This is a genomic window from Succinimonas amylolytica DSM 2873 (assembly GCF_000378405.1).
GTDB lineage: Bacteria > Pseudomonadota > Gammaproteobacteria > Enterobacterales > Succinivibrionaceae > Succinimonas > Succinimonas amylolytica.
The window spans coordinates 653584-670386 of sequence record NZ_KB899637.1 but is presented as its reverse complement, the minus strand read 5'-3'; the positions used below and the strand labels follow the sequence as shown (position 1 = coordinate 670386).

16 protein-coding genes are annotated in these 16803 nt (G+C 42.5%); 10 read left to right on the top strand and 6 right to left on the bottom strand.

All coding sequences use genetic code 11. From position 1 onward, the window contains the following. Positions 1-284: 284 nt before the first annotated feature. The 4 genes from F557_RS19890 to F557_RS19885 all read right to left on the bottom strand — a co-directional run bounded on the left by F557_RS19890 (position 285) and on the right by F557_RS19885 (position 3386). A complete protein-coding gene (locus tag F557_RS19890) occupies positions 285-743 on the bottom strand; it encodes a tyrosine-type recombinase/integrase (RefSeq protein WP_281167347.1) in 459 nt (152 codons plus the stop codon). Between the two features lie 15 nt (positions 744-758). After that, entirely contained in the window at positions 759-1292 is a 534-nt protein-coding gene (locus F557_RS0112630; protein WP_019002588.1) for a hypothetical protein, read from the bottom strand. Between the two features lie 411 nt (positions 1293-1703). Then, on the bottom strand, positions 1704-2105 hold the full coding sequence (locus tag F557_RS0112620) for a hypothetical protein (protein ID WP_245539407.1): 402 nt from the start codon (positions 2103-2105) through the stop codon (positions 1704-1706). A 228-nt stretch (positions 2106-2333) separates the two neighbouring features. Beyond that, positions 2334-3386 carry a Fic family protein gene (locus F557_RS19885; protein WP_211209538.1) on the bottom strand — a complete coding sequence of 351 codons (1053 nt, stop codon included), beginning with the start codon at positions 3384-3386 and terminating at the stop codon, positions 2334-2336. Between the two features lie 182 nt (positions 3387-3568). Between F557_RS19885 and F557_RS23680 the strand changes: the two genes are divergently transcribed. The 10 genes from F557_RS23680 to F557_RS19875 all read left to right on the top strand — a co-directional run bounded on the left by F557_RS23680 (position 3569) and on the right by F557_RS19875 (position 14935). Next, entirely contained in the window at positions 3569-3661 is a 93-nt protein-coding gene (locus F557_RS23680) for an IS3 family transposase (RefSeq protein WP_084761645.1), read from the top strand. A gap of 711 nt (positions 3662-4372) precedes the next feature. Further along, positions 4373-5383, top strand: coding sequence for a DNA adenine methylase (locus F557_RS0112610; RefSeq protein WP_211209537.1), 1011 nt, complete (start codon positions 4373-4375; stop codon positions 5381-5383). Then, positions 5374-6297, top strand: a complete 924-nt coding sequence (locus tag F557_RS0112605; protein WP_019002584.1) for a DNA adenine methylase — start codon at positions 5374-5376, stop codon at positions 6295-6297. The genes F557_RS0112610 and F557_RS0112605 overlap by 10 nt, the downstream gene beginning before the upstream one ends. Before the next feature lie 78 nt (positions 6298-6375). Continuing rightward, positions 6376-8361 (top strand): AlwI family type II restriction endonuclease, encoded by a 1986-nt coding sequence (locus F557_RS0112600; RefSeq protein WP_019002583.1) that lies wholly within the window; start codon positions 6376-6378, stop codon positions 8359-8361. A 218-nt stretch (positions 8362-8579) separates the two neighbouring features. Beyond that, positions 8580-9041, top strand: coding sequence for a hypothetical protein (locus F557_RS0112595; protein WP_157617876.1), 462 nt, complete (start codon positions 8580-8582; stop codon positions 9039-9041). 150 nt (positions 9042-9191) lie between these two features. Beyond that, entirely contained in the window at positions 9192-10664 is a 1473-nt protein-coding gene (locus F557_RS19880; protein ID WP_019002581.1) for a BspA family leucine-rich repeat surface protein, read from the top strand. A gap of 926 nt (positions 10665-11590) precedes the next feature. After that, entirely contained in the window at positions 11591-12064 is a 474-nt protein-coding gene (locus F557_RS0112575; protein WP_019002578.1) for a hypothetical protein, read from the top strand. An 827-nt stretch (positions 12065-12891) separates the two neighbouring features. Then, positions 12892-13134, top strand: a complete 243-nt coding sequence (locus tag F557_RS0112570; RefSeq protein ID WP_019002577.1) for a type II toxin-antitoxin system Phd/YefM family antitoxin — start codon at positions 12892-12894, stop codon at positions 13132-13134. Next, positions 13131-13508, top strand: coding sequence for a type II toxin-antitoxin system death-on-curing family toxin (locus F557_RS0112565; RefSeq protein ID WP_019002576.1), 378 nt, complete (start codon positions 13131-13133; stop codon positions 13506-13508). Before F557_RS0112570 ends, F557_RS0112565 begins: the two co-directional genes overlap by 4 nt. Before the next feature lie 455 nt (positions 13509-13963). After that, positions 13964-14935: an IS256 family transposase gene (locus F557_RS19875; protein WP_157617875.1), complete on the top strand. Its 972-nt coding sequence runs from the start codon at positions 13964-13966 to the stop codon at positions 14933-14935. 422 nt (positions 14936-15357) lie between these two features. On the opposite strand, the gene F557_RS0112550 is transcribed toward F557_RS19875, so the two are convergent. Then, entirely contained in the window at positions 15358-15810 is a 453-nt protein-coding gene (locus F557_RS0112550; protein ID WP_019002573.1) for a DIP1984 family protein, read from the bottom strand. 210 nt (positions 15811-16020) lie between these two features. Further along, complete coding sequence (locus F557_RS0112540; RefSeq protein WP_019002571.1) at positions 16021-16575, bottom strand: RNA 2'-phosphotransferase; 555 nt, start codon at positions 16573-16575, stop codon at positions 16021-16023. Positions 16576-16803: the final 228 nt, after the last annotated feature.

Genomic DNA, 16803 nt, shown 5'->3' with positions numbered 1-16803 from the left:
CACTGCCACCTTTACATTCAGAGTTTCCGTCTGGCTATCGGACTTCGAGTTATTTTGCACTCTTATCCACTCTGCCTGCCTGAAGTGATTCCTGTACGTCAGTTCGGGATTTCACTATTGCTTCTTTCAGCTATTACATTACTGTAACCACCTTGCAATTCGCTAACACTTACCACCAGCGGTCGTGTTCGGGACTTTCACCCTACAGATATAGAACATGCCGAGCACACAAAAAGCCCATGCCGTAATGGTCATGAGCTTGAAAAGATTAGTGGGAGAGTGCCTTAGATGTACTTGAACTGACTCTCCATACTGCGCATGGTGTCGCGCTCAATGTTATTGATTTCCTTTCTGGCGTCCTCCAGCTCTTTAAGTCTGATAATCTCATCCCTGGCATCATCAAGACCGAGGTGAGTGTAGACGTCCATGGTTACTGAGATTTCAGAATGTCCCATCAGGTACTGCAGAGTTTTAGGATTCATTCTTGCTCGGGCCTGATTGCTGCAATAAGTGTGGCGGCATACATGAGGTGTTATTGACGGCATCTGAATTTTGTAGATGTCGTTATACCGCTTAACTGCATGCAGGAACCTGAGCTCCCAGTGCAGAGCCACCTCAGGCATTCCGTCCTTGTCTCTGATAAGGAATCCGGCATAACCTTTAACGATAACCTCCGGCAGATCTGTCGGTCTGTTCTCCACCAGGGACCTGAACATCTGATACACTTCCTCCGTCATCGGCAGCTTGCGTGAACCTTTCTAAATTTTTTCCTTTACAGCCCGGCATGTTTTACGCAATATTATTTCCCAATGAGTTATAAAATCAGGAACAAAGTTGCATAAGCATGTAGTTTCAAAATCATACTCATTCGGAGTGGTTCCGAAAGTAACCGTTCCGTCATACAGAATCGTTATTTGATCTGTGTATCCTTGCTGTCTTCCATAACGAGCATTGTCGATATTAAGTAAAACACGATCCTCTTTCCATTGGACGGAATAATTCATTTTACTGTAGCTTCCATCAGCAAAAACAACACGACGTAACCGAGCAACCGGTTCCCCGTCAACTCTCAATGAAATTATTGCCTCACGATCGTATGGGCCGGGAATTCCAATAAAATTAGAGTCTTCCACCTCAAAAAGAAGAACATGTTTCCGGTCTGGAGACTCATGTTCTCCGACAAACTGAATATGGCATCTTATCATCAAAAATAAACTACCAATAAGAATGATTGGCATAAAGAGGATGACGACAAAAAAATATTTAAAAATAGCTTTAAAACCCTTTTTCATCTAGAAATTCCAAAATGCTGTAACTAGAGTCAGGAAATTATAATAAAATCATCCAAATAGCAAAAATGTATTAGGTCTAAAGTCAGCACTTTAGGCCTCTTAAATTTCCACGGCATTGCCTGCTCAAGAATAGTATTTCTTCTTTCATCAGACAGCGATTCATCTTTTAGTCCGTCTCTGTGAATACCCATATATCTGAACAGAAATTCAAGATAATCTTCCAGGTCAATGCCATGGATCTGGCAGGTTAATGAAATGATGAAAACACTGCCGTAGACTTAGCTCCCTCAATAGAGCCAAATCCGCCGGGCATTGAATGTCTCAGCACGGCAAAGTCACGGAACCTTTCTTTCTCGCCATCGTAGCAGTCGGCCTTTGCTGAATTGCTCTGTCTGTTTCTGTGCGGGCTGTTTACGTGATGCTGTTTTTGCTTTTCTTCAGCATCTGGGAGGCGGCTTCTTTCTTATCCTTCTTCTGTTCCCTGCCGCCCTGAAACAGGAGTCTTCTTAATGCGTCAAGATCAACCTCTTTGGAAGACAGGAGTGTTTTCAGGGTCTTAACGAGTTTTTTGCTGTCTGAAAGCTCGGAATCTGCTTTTTTGAGTAAATCCAGGAGCTCGCTGATCCTATTCTCCTGTTCTTCAACTTTTTTGGCTTGATTTTGAAAGGCTTCAGTCTGCTTCTGAATGGTTGAGGTCTGTTCTTGAATGGTTGATGTAAGTTTTTCGATTAACGAGTAAAGGTTGTCCAGTTTGGAAGTGTCAGTATTGTGCTGATTAGCAGGAAGATTGTTATTTGTGATCTTCGCTTCCATTGCAAATTCCTTCAGCACATCCCGATTTTTGTGTGCGATATGGTACGGATTCACCAGCACTTTTGTCAAGAATCCCTGAAACCTTAAAAAGACGGTTTAAGACCTAATACTTTTTTCACTAGTTGTTTATTTCTTCTCAAATCAAACTAAATGAGAAGAATAATTAAATAATGAGAAGAAAAACGGAGACTAAATCGTCTCCTCTAAGCAATCAAAAATAAGTGATTGTTATTTACTGTCTGAACGTATGTAGTAGGTGCTTCTGCCACCTCCCAGTTTTATCAGAACGCCTTCTTCCGTCAGCCTTTTTATCTCCCTTAACACGGAGGATTTTGCAAGTTTAGGACAATTGGCAACAACATCAACGGCAGTGATTTTTCCTATTTTACTGCTTACATAATTCTTCACTATGTCATAGGCGTGACTTCTTGAACCGCTGTCATCCATAATACCTACACGTTTTTCAAATTCTGTATAGCAGGCAAGAATAACCTGCAGCATATATCTGATGAACGGAGTAGGATCATTTTTACCTTCATGCCAGTCTGCATCAGACAGTTCCAGAGTCTCGTAATAGCGATCCTTTGTTAATTCTATCTGTCGTTCGATACTTATGTATTTACCGACTTCATAGCCGCTTTTATAAATCAGAAGCAGAGTAAGAAGTCTGCTCATTCTGCCGTTCCCGTCGTTAAACGGATGAATGCACAGAAAATCAATGATAAACGAAGGGATCAGAATCAGAGCATTAATTCGTTCTCCGGAAATAGCCTGCTCATAGGCATTACAAAGATTTTCCACGGCATCCGGGGTGCAGAACGGTTCAACAGGCGTAAATCTGGTAAACACCGTGCCATCGGCCCTCGTTTCACTTATGTAGTTCTGAACGTTTTTAAAATGTCCTCCATAGGATAATCCGGATTTAGCAAGAAGATCTTTGTGAAGCTGCAGAACATAGGAAGGACGGATAGGAATGTAATCATGGCTTTCATGGATGGTATTCAGCACGTCACGGTAGCCCATGATTTCGTCTTCATCACGGTTGCGCGGGGTGGTTTTTTCCTCGAAAAGCTGCTTTATTCTAGTACCGGTAGTGACAATTCCTTCAATCCTATTTGATGCCTCGGTACTTTGAATTTTGGCAATTTTCACCAATCGCTCAAGCTCTACGGGTTTCTGTCTGACAAATAAGTCCTGTCGGCCCTTACATTCATGAATTCTGGCCACCAGATTAAGGATATCCGTTCCCCATTGTTTTCTGTTCCAGGGAACTGTAATCAAACGTTCTCATCATTAATCCTTTCTTCTCATTTAAATGTTTTTCCTCTAATTTTTCCTTGTTTGAGAAAAAAATCAAATAATGAGAAGAAAAAAGGAGGTATCACCCTCTGTTCAATTTTATTCGTTTTTATCCTTCGACTCTGAAAAGGTAGCCGTGGGCTTTCTCGTGTTCGTCGCAGTTCCTGGATAGATATATTCAATGGTATAACAACGTTAGAATTAAAAATACATCAGGCGGATTGAGTCCTGTTCAATACATACTTAACCAGAGTTAGCGATAACTGTCCAGGATATTGTCCGCATCCCCCTCCCCGGAACTGGGGGACTATCGGTAATAACGGCCATGGTATTGCCCCCATAGTTGATCCTATTTACTCCGCTTGATTTTTTATCCAAGTTCCTGGTAAGGATCATTGCTATAACGATTACTTAACCCCTAGTGGTATCTGTGCAAGCAGCATACTACGAACAAAATTCTGAAACCGGTGAGGTAGCCATCAAGTCTTTCATCTCCGGCTGCTAACAGCCTCATTTCCGAATTCCATCAAGCCGACAGCGCAAACTGCCGGCTCTTTTTATTCCTACACTCCAGGTTTTGCATTAACCTCGTCCGCCAAACTGCCTAATCTTTCCATTAGCCAGACCCCGGACAGGACTTCCTGGCAAACCACCTGTGAACGGTCAGGAGCATTTCCTCCTTCTTAACCTCATACCTCAAAGCCTTACTGAACTCTTACGGTCTATAGCTTTCTTTCATGGTGGCAGTGATAAACAGCCCTCCCCCGGAGATTTGCTGATATAATCAGGATTATTACGTAAAATCACAGCCAGAGGATGAATCTTAAGAACGTTTTTTCACCGGTATTAGAAACGGCCTGAACAAAAAACTTCATTTTTGAGAGCCGTATTTAGGATATGAGCAATCTATAATTCTTTACCAATTTATTTAATGGCTGTAAATCTGTATGGAATCAGGTTTGTGGAAAATGATACCTACAACAAAAATAAATAACCGTAGATATTTAGGCAATAAATTTAAATTACTGCCTTTTATTACAGATGTTATATCAAAAGAGTGTACTGACTTTGAGACTTTCGCAGATATTTTTGCGGGAACCGGAGCCGTATCATCAGCCTTTACTGATAAAATATTGTACACAAACGACATCTTGTATAGTAATTATCTTTGTCATTTGACCTGGTTTTCAGATGAGTATTTTGATATTTCAAAAATTGAAAGCTATATAGACTTCTTCAATTCCGACATTCCATATGAAGAAAACTACATGACTGTTAATTTTGCGGATACTTATTTTTCTAAAAAAAACTGTTCAAAGATCGGTTTTATTCGGGAAAAAATAGAGAACGAATTTAATTCCGGAAGAATTAATACACGTGAAAGAGCAATGCTCATAACATCGCTGCTGTATGGCATCGACAAAATAGCAAATACATGTGGACATTATGATGCGTACCGGAAAGGAGTCGAATTACCGGAATCGTTTACTATGCGAACTCCTGAACCTAACTCGAACCTGAAGCATAATCATTGCTACAACAAAGATACGAATGAATTAGTAAGAGAAATTTCTGCAGATGTTGTATATATAGATCCTCCTTATAATTCGAGACAGTATTGCGATGCTTACCATTTGATCGAAAATATAGCACGCTGGGAAAAACCAGAAGTTTTTGGTATTGCAAGAAAGATGGACAGAACGACATTAAAAAGTAAATACTGCACCCGTTCAGCCCCCTCTGCCTTTGAGGATTTAATTAAAAATATTAAGGCTAATTTCATTGTAGTTTCATACAATAATATGGCAAAAAAAGGAGATGATCGTTCAAATGCCCGTATTTCTGATGTTCAGATTCTTGATACCCTGCGCGCAAAGGGATCTGTTAAAATTTTTTCAGAACAATTCAAAGCTTTTACAACCGGGCTGTCTGAGCACCGTGACAATGAAGAGAGGCTTTTTGTTTGTAAATGCAGCTAAAATCTAACATAGAAATAATCAAGTCACCTCTTAATTTTACCGGCGGAAAATATAAGTTACTTCCTCAGCTTATCCCCCTGTTCCCCGATAATGTAGAGACCTTTGTTGATATTTTTTGCGGTGGTTGCAATGTTGCATTAAACATTACAGCAAATAAAATAATATGCAACGACATTGATTCTAATTTAATAGGAATGTTTTCATTTTTTAAAGGAAAAACATATAATGCATTAGCACCTAAAATTAAAGAAATTATCAATGATTTTGATTTATCTGATACATGTGAGCTGGGGTATTCCCATTATGGCTGCAGCTCAAACAATGGTCTGGCTGCAGTTAATAAAGCAGGTTATTTAAACTTACGTGATTTTTTTAACGCCTTATCCAAGGATAATGACAGCTATTATTTATACCTTTATGTGCTAATTGTGTACGCCTTTAACAACCAAATTCGTTTTAATTCAGATGGTAATTTCAACCTTCCTGTCGGCAAGCGTGATTTTAACCTGAAAATGCAGGAAAAATTAAAAAAATTTCTTGCTGAACTGGAACATAAAAATATATTTTTTTCAAATGACTGTTTTTCAGTTTTTCCAGCTGACAGCCTAAGCCAGAATGATTTTGTATATGCGGATCCTCCTTATCTAATTACTTGTGCCACATATAATGAGAAGTCCTGGAATGAGCAAGAAGAAAAGAAACTTCTTGTGTACCTCGACAGACTCAATGAGCGTGGAATTCGTTTTGCTCTCTCAAATGTTCTATCAACAGATGATAAAGTCAATTTAATCTTACAGGACTGGTTAGGAAAGAGAGCTTATAAATGTCACCATTTAGTTTTTTCGTATAAAAACTCAAATTACCAGAAAAAGAAAAAATCAGAAACAGATGAAGTCCTGATTACCAATTATTAATAAGAGCTGATTATTATGACCGACTGCACACTGAGTTTTAAGTCCTTTTACTTTTGCTTAGGAACAACTAGTTTCCGCATGCAGGATTTTAACAAAAAAATCGAGCTGCAGTTAGATCTCCTTAGTAAGTTCTGGCATGAACCAGAATTTACAAATCAGCAATGGACGGGAAATGAACATGTCCAGGAAGCTTACTACAATTTTATTAAGGCGAATGGCTTTCTGAAAGACGGCGAAGCGCAGCGCAAGGCTAAAGACGCAAGAGAAAAGACATCGGGGCTTCGGGATCTCGGATTAATTGACGATAATCGCAGACTTACAGCAGTTGGCAGCAAAATTTTAGATATTTCCAAAAGCGGAAACTTTACAAGCGATAATCTGCTGCAGATTCCCAAAGACAGCTTTATTTATTTTCAGCAGCTCTTAAAAACCCATGTTGAAGTAAATAAAGGAGTTTATGTACGCCCCTATGTGGTACTGTTAAGGCTGTTGAACAAGTTTCAATATCTTACTCGTCCTGAGTTTATGTATCTGTTCCCTCTGTGCATTGATGCGGACACCACAGACCTTGTCGAAAAATACATCTGTATGATGAGGAGGAGAGGCGGTTTAAGACCTGTTTGGACCCCTGATATTAATTATGTGTTACTGCGATTAATTATGCGTCAAAGAAATTATCAGGAAGCATGCGATTATTTTATCCGGGAAAAAATTGTTACGGAGGATACTTTTTGTAAAATAGGCTTAAACAGAAAGAGCAAGGTTTACGATAAGCGCTATTTCCCGTTATATAAAGCGCTCAAAAAAATCTCCCTGGAAAATGACAGATCCGATGAAGCAATTGAAGACCTGTTCTCTGCAATTAGGATTCTGTCATACGTAAGTAATCATTGGGTGACTGCTTTATTTGGCATATTCCCTATTAAAAATGAAATCATAGCAAAACTAAAAAATGGAAAACTTCCATTGCAGTATTGGATTACACATAACGAAGATTTATTCAGAGAAGCATTTTTCAAAGCCATGCACCTGATAAAAACCAGAAAAACACTTGAGGATTATTATGATTTAAACAGGCGTTACCTTAACCTATCGGATACCATCCTATTCGCGGACAACATTGTAAAACTGGATATCATTCCTAAGCATTATTTTTCGGCAATACCCGTTGATTTTTACAACATTGCATTTAAAAAATCTGAAAGTCTTTTTGAATTACAAGCTCTCAATGAGATTTCCCAATACCTGCAGTGTAATGAAAATTTTCTCCTCAATATAATTAATCATCAAAATAATAAGCATTTTTCACAAATTGGAGAGATCAAACAGTTTGTAATTGATGAAAAAATTCAGCGTTTTAACACTCTTATTAATAAAAAATTCACCGGCAAAAATCTCATTAGAATATTAAATAATTTTAAAACACGCAATGATAAAGAAATAAATAAACTCGTCACTGATAATGCAGATATTCCAACGATATATGAATATATAACAGCCATAGCCTGGTATGAAATTAGTGACCGACAGGGTGATATTTTTTCGTTTATGAACCTGTCTCTTGATGCAGATCTTCTTCCCAAAACCCATGCTGCCGGAGGGGAAGCTGATTTGATCTTTCAGTATGAAACAAATGAAGCATATCCAAAACATAGTTTATTAATTGAGGTAACACTGTCAGATTCAACAAACCAGCGACGCATGGAGATGGAACCGGTATCAAGGCATTTAGGAGATTATTTAGTCTCTCATAATGGTCATGATTCATATTGTGTCTTTTTGACCAATAATTTAAATCTGAATGTTATTTCTGACTTTAGAAGCAGACGACACACTGAATATTATGGCGGCAAAAATTCAGATACCGTAATACATGGAATGATGATCATACCTCTTGAAAATGATCTTCTTATATCAATTCTGGAGAAAAATATCAAGTACACAGAATTATATAAAATATTTCACGATGTATTTAACAGCGAATTACCGCCTAAAGAATGGTACGGCGAGTTGAAATCAAAGATTGATGATATACCTCCACGCTGCACGTCTTTTAATTCTTAACTATTGTTCATGGTTTATGATCAAAAAAATCTATTAAAAACTACATATAGCTCCTGCAACAACAGTAAAAAAACATGCTTTAACGTAAACACCGGTTTAAATGATATTTTTATTTTATGATACTCTTTATCATATGCAGATATATTCGAATTTGTTTATAACATATTCTCGGATTATACCGTTTTTTAAGTTCTCTACATTTATTTGGGGTAATTTTCATGAACAATAACACGAATTTTAGTAAATCACTTGGTCATAATGACTCATCAGGATTTGATTTTGCGCAGGAAATGCTGCAGGGCGACGAGACCTTCGCAATAAATTTTGACAGGATCCAAAAGCATCCTGTACTTGGCTACATTATATTTGAATATTTACGCTGTCATGAATCTCAATCTGTAACCCCGTATTCATCACATCCCAACCGGTATTTTTTCAAAAATAAGCATACATTTATTTCTCTGTTCAACATTACTAAGGATTTAAATGCTGTACTGTACCTTGTTAATTATGCTAAATCCGGTACCAGATATGAAAATCAGATAAAGGTTATGCAAGTTGAGGATGTTAATGAATTCAACACTGCAGCACCTGTAAAAACAATTGATCGCAATATGACCAGAAAGGAATTTAGTGACTGGTTCAGAAAATTAAACAGGGAATGTTCAGTGCGTAACTGACAGCAGATTTTGTATTAGGTCCAAAACCTGGAACCTCAGAAATTCCTGACAATACTACGGGTTAATACGTCCCCGCCTCCCGGTCCAGGCATAGGACTTCCCCAAATACGATTCAGGAAGCTCTCATGAGCTTCAGCAAGGAGGTTATTAATGACTGCAAAGTACTATCCTCTCACCCTTGAGGAGCTCAAAAAACTGGTATCCGATCCGGAGGTGTCTCTTGGCGATATCGACACTTCTCAGATTACCTCCATGGATAAACTGTTTCGTGATTCTGAACGCCAGGATTTTTCCGGAATTGAATCCTGGAACACCGCGAATGTAAAAAGCATGAAGAGTCTGTTCGAGAATGCCAGATTTTTCAACCATCCAATTGGAAGCTGGAATACCGGATCGGTTACGAATATGCAGTCCATGTTCCGCAATGCCGTTCAATTCAATCAGCCGCTGGATGGCTGGGATACCTCTCACGTTAAAAACATGAAGGAGCTGTTTGCAAATGCCCGCAGCTTCAACCAGCCAGTAGGCTACTGGAATACTTCTAATGTTACCAGCATGAAGGCTCTTTTCTACGGCGCTGAAAGCTTTAATCAGCCCTTAAACGGCTGGGATACAGGCAAGGTAAAACATATGGATCATCTGTTTAACGGCGCCAAATCCTTCAACCAGCCCCTGGACAGCTGGAATACATCCAAAGCGCAGAGCTTTGCCGGAATGTTCTGGGAATGCAGCTCCTTTAACCAGCCCCTGGACAGCTGGGATACCGGCAGTGCCACCGATATGTCAATGATGTTTCATAAGGCTGTCAGCTTCAACCAGCCTGTGGGCAGCTGGAATACCAGGAATGTAACTGATATGACTGGGATGTTCAGCTATGCCGCAAATTTTAACCAGCCCCTGGAGCATTGGAATACATCACGGGTAAGGTCAACGCAAATGATGTTCCAGAATGCCGGTAATTTTAATCACCCTCTTGAAAACTGGGATACCTCTGCAGTTTCCAGCATGAATGCCATGTTCAGTCACGCCACGCATTTCAATCAGCCTGTCGCAGCCTGGAACACCTCCCGTGTTACTGACATGAGCTACATGTTTTGCAGTGCCGAAGCTTTCAACCAGCCTGTAGACAGCTGGGACACCTCATCTGTCGAAACTATGGAGGGAATGTTTTCCGGAGCAAAAAACTTTAACCAGCCCGTCGGTAGCTGGAATACCTCCCGGGTTACGTCAATGCAGATGATGTTCAAGAAGGCAAGAGCATTTAACCAGCCTCTTGAAAACTGGGATACTTCCCAGGTAATATTTATGAACTCAATGTTTTATGGTGCTGAAAATTTCAACCAGCCGCTGGGAAGCTGGAATACCTCTTCTGTAAAATATATGAGCGGAATGTTCTCCGGCGCAGCCTCCTTCAACCAGCCGCTTAATGACTGGGATACCTCATCGGCTACACGCATGGATGCCATGTTTAAGAATGCCCGCCTGTTTAATCATCCTCTAGGCAGATGGAATGTCAGCAAAGTGGAAACTGTCGAGCAGATGTTTGCCGGAGCACTCTCTTTTAATCAAAAGCTGGAAGAGTGGCAGCTGACAGCACTGAAAAATACCAGGAATATGCGGTAAGTACTTCAAGACCTGAAGCAGGTAAAGAATGCAGGCAGTACTCTTATGTTTCCCAGATATCCTGATGAACCTGGTCTTTGAATAAGGCAAAAGAGCCTGCGGGATGCAGCATACCTGTCCCAGATTTACCATTTGCCCGGCTTCTTCTGTTCTGCAGCATATGATTCATGACGGACTGCCAGAATAAGCCGCCCCCGTGCATAAGAGACCTGACTGTCACTGCGGTATAGCAGCTCGAGAACTCTCTATAAATACGTCCAGCCCTGATAAAACTGTCAGAGACTGTACTCGCTGGGCGGTGGAATCAATAGCACCGGTCATAAACTGCCGCAGGGAGGAATGATCCGGAAATCGAAGCCCCGGGGGCCGGAATAATGCAAAACCTCACCAGCCACGGAGTGCTTCAGGGAAATGAAAAGACGAGCGCAAGAACAAATCGCAGGTTTTGCAGAGTTTTATATTTTACGGGATAATAACGCCTGGCGGGGAATACCATCCGCATTTTGTTGTCAAAGCTGTACTATTTAAACCGAATCATATTATTTTTTCCAGAAACAAAGGGTATTCTGTTAGCCTAAGAAGTGCCTTTTCCCAAAAAAACAGATCCCGGGAAAAAATGAAACCATTTTTGAATTCATCCGTTCTCACAGCAGCAAGATGCATTACGGCTGTATCAGAAGAGATATGGTTCAAACCTGTCCCAGACAGCCACAAAATGATGATTTCTGACTGCAGCGACAAAGAATATCCCAGCTGAAACAAAATGAATAGAAAGGAAACAATACCATGACAGGAAATGTCCACAACAATGCAGTAAATTTAAATAACGTTCAGCTTGATCCGGCTAACAATAGAGGCCCAATGCCGGAGCTCCTCAGATCGCTATAAATCCCAACAACGCCGTAAACGCCATCGCCGGACTGCCGGTGGTTGCCAACAATCAGGCAAATCCGGTGCTTTCTCCCCGAATGGCCCTCAAATTTGAAGACATTAAGAACTTTGCAGACACCAATATTGCCAGTCTCACCATGGATCGTCTGGTTAACAGATTCCTCAGCTTCACTGAAAATGATGCCACCGGAACAAAAAAATGTCTCTTCCGCCAGACTGCAGATCTCAGAAACAGCGAGGAACTCCTGAAAAACCTTACCGTTAAAATGGTGGCTCAGCAGGTCTTCGGAAAGAAGCCAGAGGAGCTGAACGGAGACGAAAAAAATCTGTCTGACAAGCTGGAGCAGACTCTTTCTCAGGTTATGAAAGCCGCTTACGTGAAGAATACCGCCGCCGGTGCAGACAGCCTTAATCAGGTCTTTGACGCGCTTACGGCAAAATCCCGAAGGGCTTCAGACAGCTCCCTTTTTTCAGGTACCATTTTCCGACCGCCCAGAAAATCAGTCTGACATCCTGTGCTTCTCTCACCGATTCCCGGGATTATCCTGATTTGGAAGCTGTTACGGAGCTGGAAAGGTGTTAGCAGATCAGAAATCTTCTTCCTTCGCAGCATGAGTGCGGGAGGTAAAGCGCCTTTCCTCCCAAACCCGGATGCAGCCTGGAGACTCCGCGGCACAGCATGTACCAAAAGCCCCCGTATTCCGGCCTTTAGAGGCCGTCATGCGCTTTAGTTTATGTAACGAAAGGCAGTTTTAGGGGTAAAGGGGCGAAGCCACTTTAATTATTAAACTGGAAGCGCCGCAGGCGTCTTCCCTTCTTAATTATTATTTTTCAGAACTCTAACTCCGTTCCTGTCTGCATAGATTGAATGTGGTGTATCTCCTAGGGAAGGGGATCAAGATTCATCGGAAAGGGAGTCACAAATTACCTCAAAGCGTGGTTACTATCTCACTATCTTTCCACTGTCAGACTTGCGGCCCGATTTTTGGGAGCTCTTTATTCCGGTAATGACATAGGCTGAATTCTGCCCTCTGTCCTCTGCCCTTTAACGAATAATCCGCACAAAGCTAATTCATGGCTGATCTCCATTAAAGTTCAAAAAAGAATCACCTTCTTACTGTCAAATATGAAGAGTACTTATCATTGATACCGGCATTCATTACTTTACTATCAGCAATGCTACACACCTCTGCATCCGAAAATACAGTCTCTTCTTATCTGCAACAGCCAGAATGTTATTTATACTATTTACCAATATGATTATTATATTGGAATAACTTGATTTTACTACAGTTATTTAATATACTTAAGATATAAAGCACAGGAGATCTGATCCATGAATGTAAATACTGACAGTGTTATTTCCATTACCGAGGCTAACCAGAACTTTTCAAAAGTTACTCGCCTTGCTGATCTGAACGGAGCAGTAATTATTTTAAAAAACGATAAGCCGCGCTATGTACTCATGGAACTTGCCCAGACAGAAGAGGAACAGCTGGCTGATAACGATGATTTACTTGAGATTTCCAGGAGACTCATTGACCGGAACCGTAAAGCTTACGAGGTGCTTGCAAAGTGATAAGAATTTCAAAGGAACAGGTTATTGCTCTTCATTCTCATTTAATTTCCGAGACGGGGGGCTCTGACGGAATCAGAGACCGAGGACTGCTGGAGTCTGCTATGGCGGCTCCTTTTCAGGTTTTTGGTGATAAAGAGGCGTTTCCGTCAATCCCGCAGAAAGCGGCACGAATCGGGTACGGAATCATAAAAAATCATGCTTTTATCGACGGCAACAAAAGGAGCGGTGTGCACTGCATGCTCGTTTTTCTTGCACTTAACAGAATAGAACTGGACTATACGCAGGATGAACTGTCCGATATTGTGCTCAGAATTGCTGCAAGTGATCTGATTTTTGAAGACCTGCTAAAGTGGATTATTGAACACCAGCTGTAAGGTGCTTTTATACCTCCTGCCAGTGAATAATTTCCCGGAACGGCCGTAAAACAGCCCGTATGGCACAGATCCGGAGATCCCGCCCCGGTAAACAGGCGATTATAGCCGCCGGATTAAAAGCTCCCCATTCCGCACCACGGGAGCACTGTTTTTATCTTCAGGCCTTAAAGATTGCGGTTCCTGTACTGGTACGTTAATGCCATTTCCAGCATTTAGGTACCGGCACAGAAACTCCTGTTAAAGACTTTGCCATAACGCCCAATAGTGTTCCGGCAAATTCTCTACTGTTTTCTCGCCATAGCAGTCAGGTTCCTGTCTGCTGTAACCGCAAAAATCCCATGCAATAGTTCTGCAATAGTGATAAAATTCTTGTGTAAACTCTTCCGGAACAAACAAACCTGCGACACTGTCATGGCTGTGCCGCAGTCAGATTCATGAATATTAAGGTCTAAACTATGCCAAGACATAAACGTAGCAAGAATCCGGCGACGGCAAATACCTCAATAAGCAATCCCCAGAAAACCTTGCATGAAGCATTTAAGACGGCTGTTGAGCAGATGCTCCAGGGAGAACTGGATGCCCATCTGGGTTACAGCAGATCCTTCCAGGGTGCCAAGCAGACAGCAGATCGTCGTAACGGGTATAGCCTCAAGACTGTAAAAACCAGGCTTGGCGAGATTGTTATCAAAATGCCCAGGGATCGGGACGGCAGTTTTGAACCTAAGCTTCTGGGAACCTACAGGACTGACTTGTGCGGAGTTGATGACAAGATCTGTTCCCTGTACAGCATGGGGAGGAGTCCGGCCGCCATAGCCAAAACCATTTCAGAAATCTACCACGGCAACAGTAACCCGGAGCTGGTTTCATGCATTACTGCAAGGCTTGCCCCGGTGATTCATAAATGGCGGGCGCGCCGGCTGGAGCCGGCATATGCAGTGGCATATGCTGACCGCCTCGTCAGCATGAACAGCCAGGCTGCTGTCCGCCCCGACTCAGAGCATGCGGTGTATGTAATTATCGGTATCACCATGAAGGGCAAAAGGGATATTCTTGGACTGTGGACTGCCCCGACTGAAACAGAATCCAATTGCCTGGATATGCTGAACAGTTTTAAAGAATGCGGCGTGAAGGATATTCTCTTCATGTGCCTGGACGGGATATCAGGACTGGAGGAAGGTGTTAAGACCGTTTTTCCGGACACTGTGGCACACCACTTTTCAGCGCACCTTATGAAAAATTCACTGGAACTGGTTCCATGCAGGGCTTATAAGGCTTTCTGCGACTCTGTCAAAGCTGTATGCAATGCTGCTGACAAAGAAACTGCCCTGAAAAATTTTAGCAGGTTTAAGGAGCTCCTGGGCAGTAAATACCCGGATGCCGTAAAATGCTGGGAAGATAATCTGGACAGGGTTATTTCAGCTGTCTGACTATCCTTCGGATATTCAGAACGCCTCTATACCTGCCCCCCTGCCCTCGCCCTGCTGCCATCAGCCGTCAGGGATGACTCATTGGCAGGTGTGCTTCCGGTACCGGGAATTCTGCCGGTTCTGACTGCAGCCTATATATAGCACAGCAGCCGGACCGGCCTCACAGATTCTTTCCCCAAAAGATGTGCTGCCAAAGCTCTCCTGCCTCCAGGCTTCTTCAAAAAATCCCCGATCCCGCCCTCATCCAAACGCCGGTAAATGGTAGTTACAGTAAAAAATAAAATTTACAGATGTATCAGTACTGGGCATACACAGTAAATAAAGAGGATTCGAACCTCCTGTACCTGCCCAGAGTACGACCATTGGCGCGATTCACTCTCAACCGCAGAGATTTTACCCGCCCGTTCGGACTACCGTCATTTTTAAAGAAGCTCCGTCAGCCAGTTAAGCTCCTGAATTTTCTCATCCACAGTTCTCAGCTCCTTCGCATAGGAATCCACCTGCTTCTGAAGTTCTGCCACGGGGACAGTACTGTGAATTCTGATTTCTGTTTTGGAATACCGGGATACTCTGTCGCTGGACACGGTAAGAAAATCCCGCATAATGCGGATGCGCCATCTGAGACAGTCTCTCTTTGCAATCAGATCGGTAATCGTGGTCTCTCCGGATTTGGTCGCATTGTTGGTTCTGTTGATTCGTGAGATCAGTTCCTCAAGTCTGACAAGGCTACTGTCCAGCTCGGTCATGAGCTCCGCCGGATCCTCCGCCGGATTTTCACCTTCCTGCACCTTGGCATTGTTATTCAGCCGGCCGCTCAGTTCTGTGATCTTCTTCTGCAGAGAGGCGCGTTCAGACAGGGCTGTTGCCAGTTTCATGTCACTAATCCTCCAAAAATATAAAACTCCGTTCCGGTCTGGCAAAATCCAGACCGCTGCCGTTTTTCCCGGACTTTTCCCGGATAAACCAAAAAACTGAGCAGAAAAAACGCCCGGAGACATTCTATTGCAGATGCTGAATGGCTCGTTGAAAAAACTGAATTATTTGTGATATAGCATCTGAAAACATGCCCCGGAACAGCCAGCTGTTCAGGGCTGGTACGGTTCATCCGGTAATCTCCTGAGATACCCGGGCGGAACCGTTCTGGTAAGCCAGACCCCGTTTACCGAACAGCAGAAATCAAATCCGTCCTCATGCATCCTCCTGCTGTCAATCTGGTAGACAACAGGCTTCCCATGACGCTTTCCCACGGCTCTGGCAGTATCCGTGTCTCCGGAAAGGTGCACGTACAGTCTCGCTTTCGGAAGCAGCCCCTGCTCAGCAATTGCCGCTGCATACTTAAGGGCCGTGCCGTGATACAGAATATCCGGCGGAACTGCCTTTCTGAGCTCCGCGTCTACCGGTATCGAATGTCCCTGATTTGCCCTGATCCGGGTTTTGTCATCATTGAAGGAATAGCGCTGCTTGGCATCGGTTCTTACGATTTCTTCCAGCATGCTCATATCAAAAGGCCGGAACCTGGCTATTCCTGCTACAAGTTCCTCCGTATCAGCCCAGCCATGTTCATCCAGTGCTATGCCTATCGTCTCCGGGCGGTGCCGGAGAATCAGTGCTATAAACCTGCCGGTTTCATCCCTGTTCATATTCCCTCGCGTAATGGCTCAAATGCCGTTTTCCAGAAAAGCTGCGCGTAATATAATCGGGTAGGGGGAGCCTAACTCACCCCTCCCACACCACCGAACGTGCGGATCCGCATTCGGCGGTTCAAAACGATAAACGCAGAAGTAAATATATCAGCCCTTCCACGCAAACTGTTCCAAAGTAGCCCATCCCTCACTCAGCAGACGCTTATTACTAAGAATTCTGTGAAT

What these genes read in the sequence shown, in the direction of transcription:
- F557_RS0112620 (WP_245539407.1), bottom strand. Translation starts at nt 2,105, where the DNA reads ATGGAAGCGAAGATCACAAATAACAATCTTCCTGCTAATCAGCACAAT.
- F557_RS0112610 (WP_211209537.1), top strand. Translation starts at nt 4,373, where the DNA reads ATGATACCTACAACAAAAATAAATAACCGTAGATATTTAGGCAATAAA.
- F557_RS0112600 (WP_019002583.1), top strand. Translation starts at nt 6,376, where the DNA reads ATGCAGGATTTTAACAAAAAAATCGAGCTGCAGTTAGATCTCCTTAGT.
- F557_RS0112630 (WP_019002588.1), bottom strand. Translation starts at nt 1,292, where the DNA reads ATGAAAAAGGGTTTTAAAGCTATTTTTAAATATTTTTTTGTCGTCATC.
- F557_RS0112605 (WP_019002584.1), top strand. Translation starts at nt 5,374, where the DNA reads ATGCAGCTAAAATCTAACATAGAAATAATCAAGTCACCTCTTAATTTT.
- F557_RS0112540 (WP_019002571.1), bottom strand. Translation starts at nt 16,575, where the DNA reads ATGAACAGGGATGAAACCGGCAGGTTTATAGCACTGATTCTCCGGCAC.
- F557_RS0112595 (WP_157617876.1), top strand. Translation starts at nt 8,580, where the DNA reads ATGAACAATAACACGAATTTTAGTAAATCACTTGGTCATAATGACTCA.
- F557_RS19880 (WP_019002581.1), top strand. Translation starts at nt 9,192, where the DNA reads ATGACTGCAAAGTACTATCCTCTCACCCTTGAGGAGCTCAAAAAACTG.
- F557_RS19875 (WP_157617875.1), top strand. Translation starts at nt 13,964, where the DNA reads ATGCCAAGACATAAACGTAGCAAGAATCCGGCGACGGCAAATACCTCA.
- F557_RS0112570 (WP_019002577.1), top strand. Translation starts at nt 12,892, where the DNA reads ATGAATGTAAATACTGACAGTGTTATTTCCATTACCGAGGCTAACCAG.
- F557_RS0112550 (WP_019002573.1), bottom strand. Translation starts at nt 15,810, where the DNA reads ATGAAACTGGCAACAGCCCTGTCTGAACGCGCCTCTCTGCAGAAGAAG.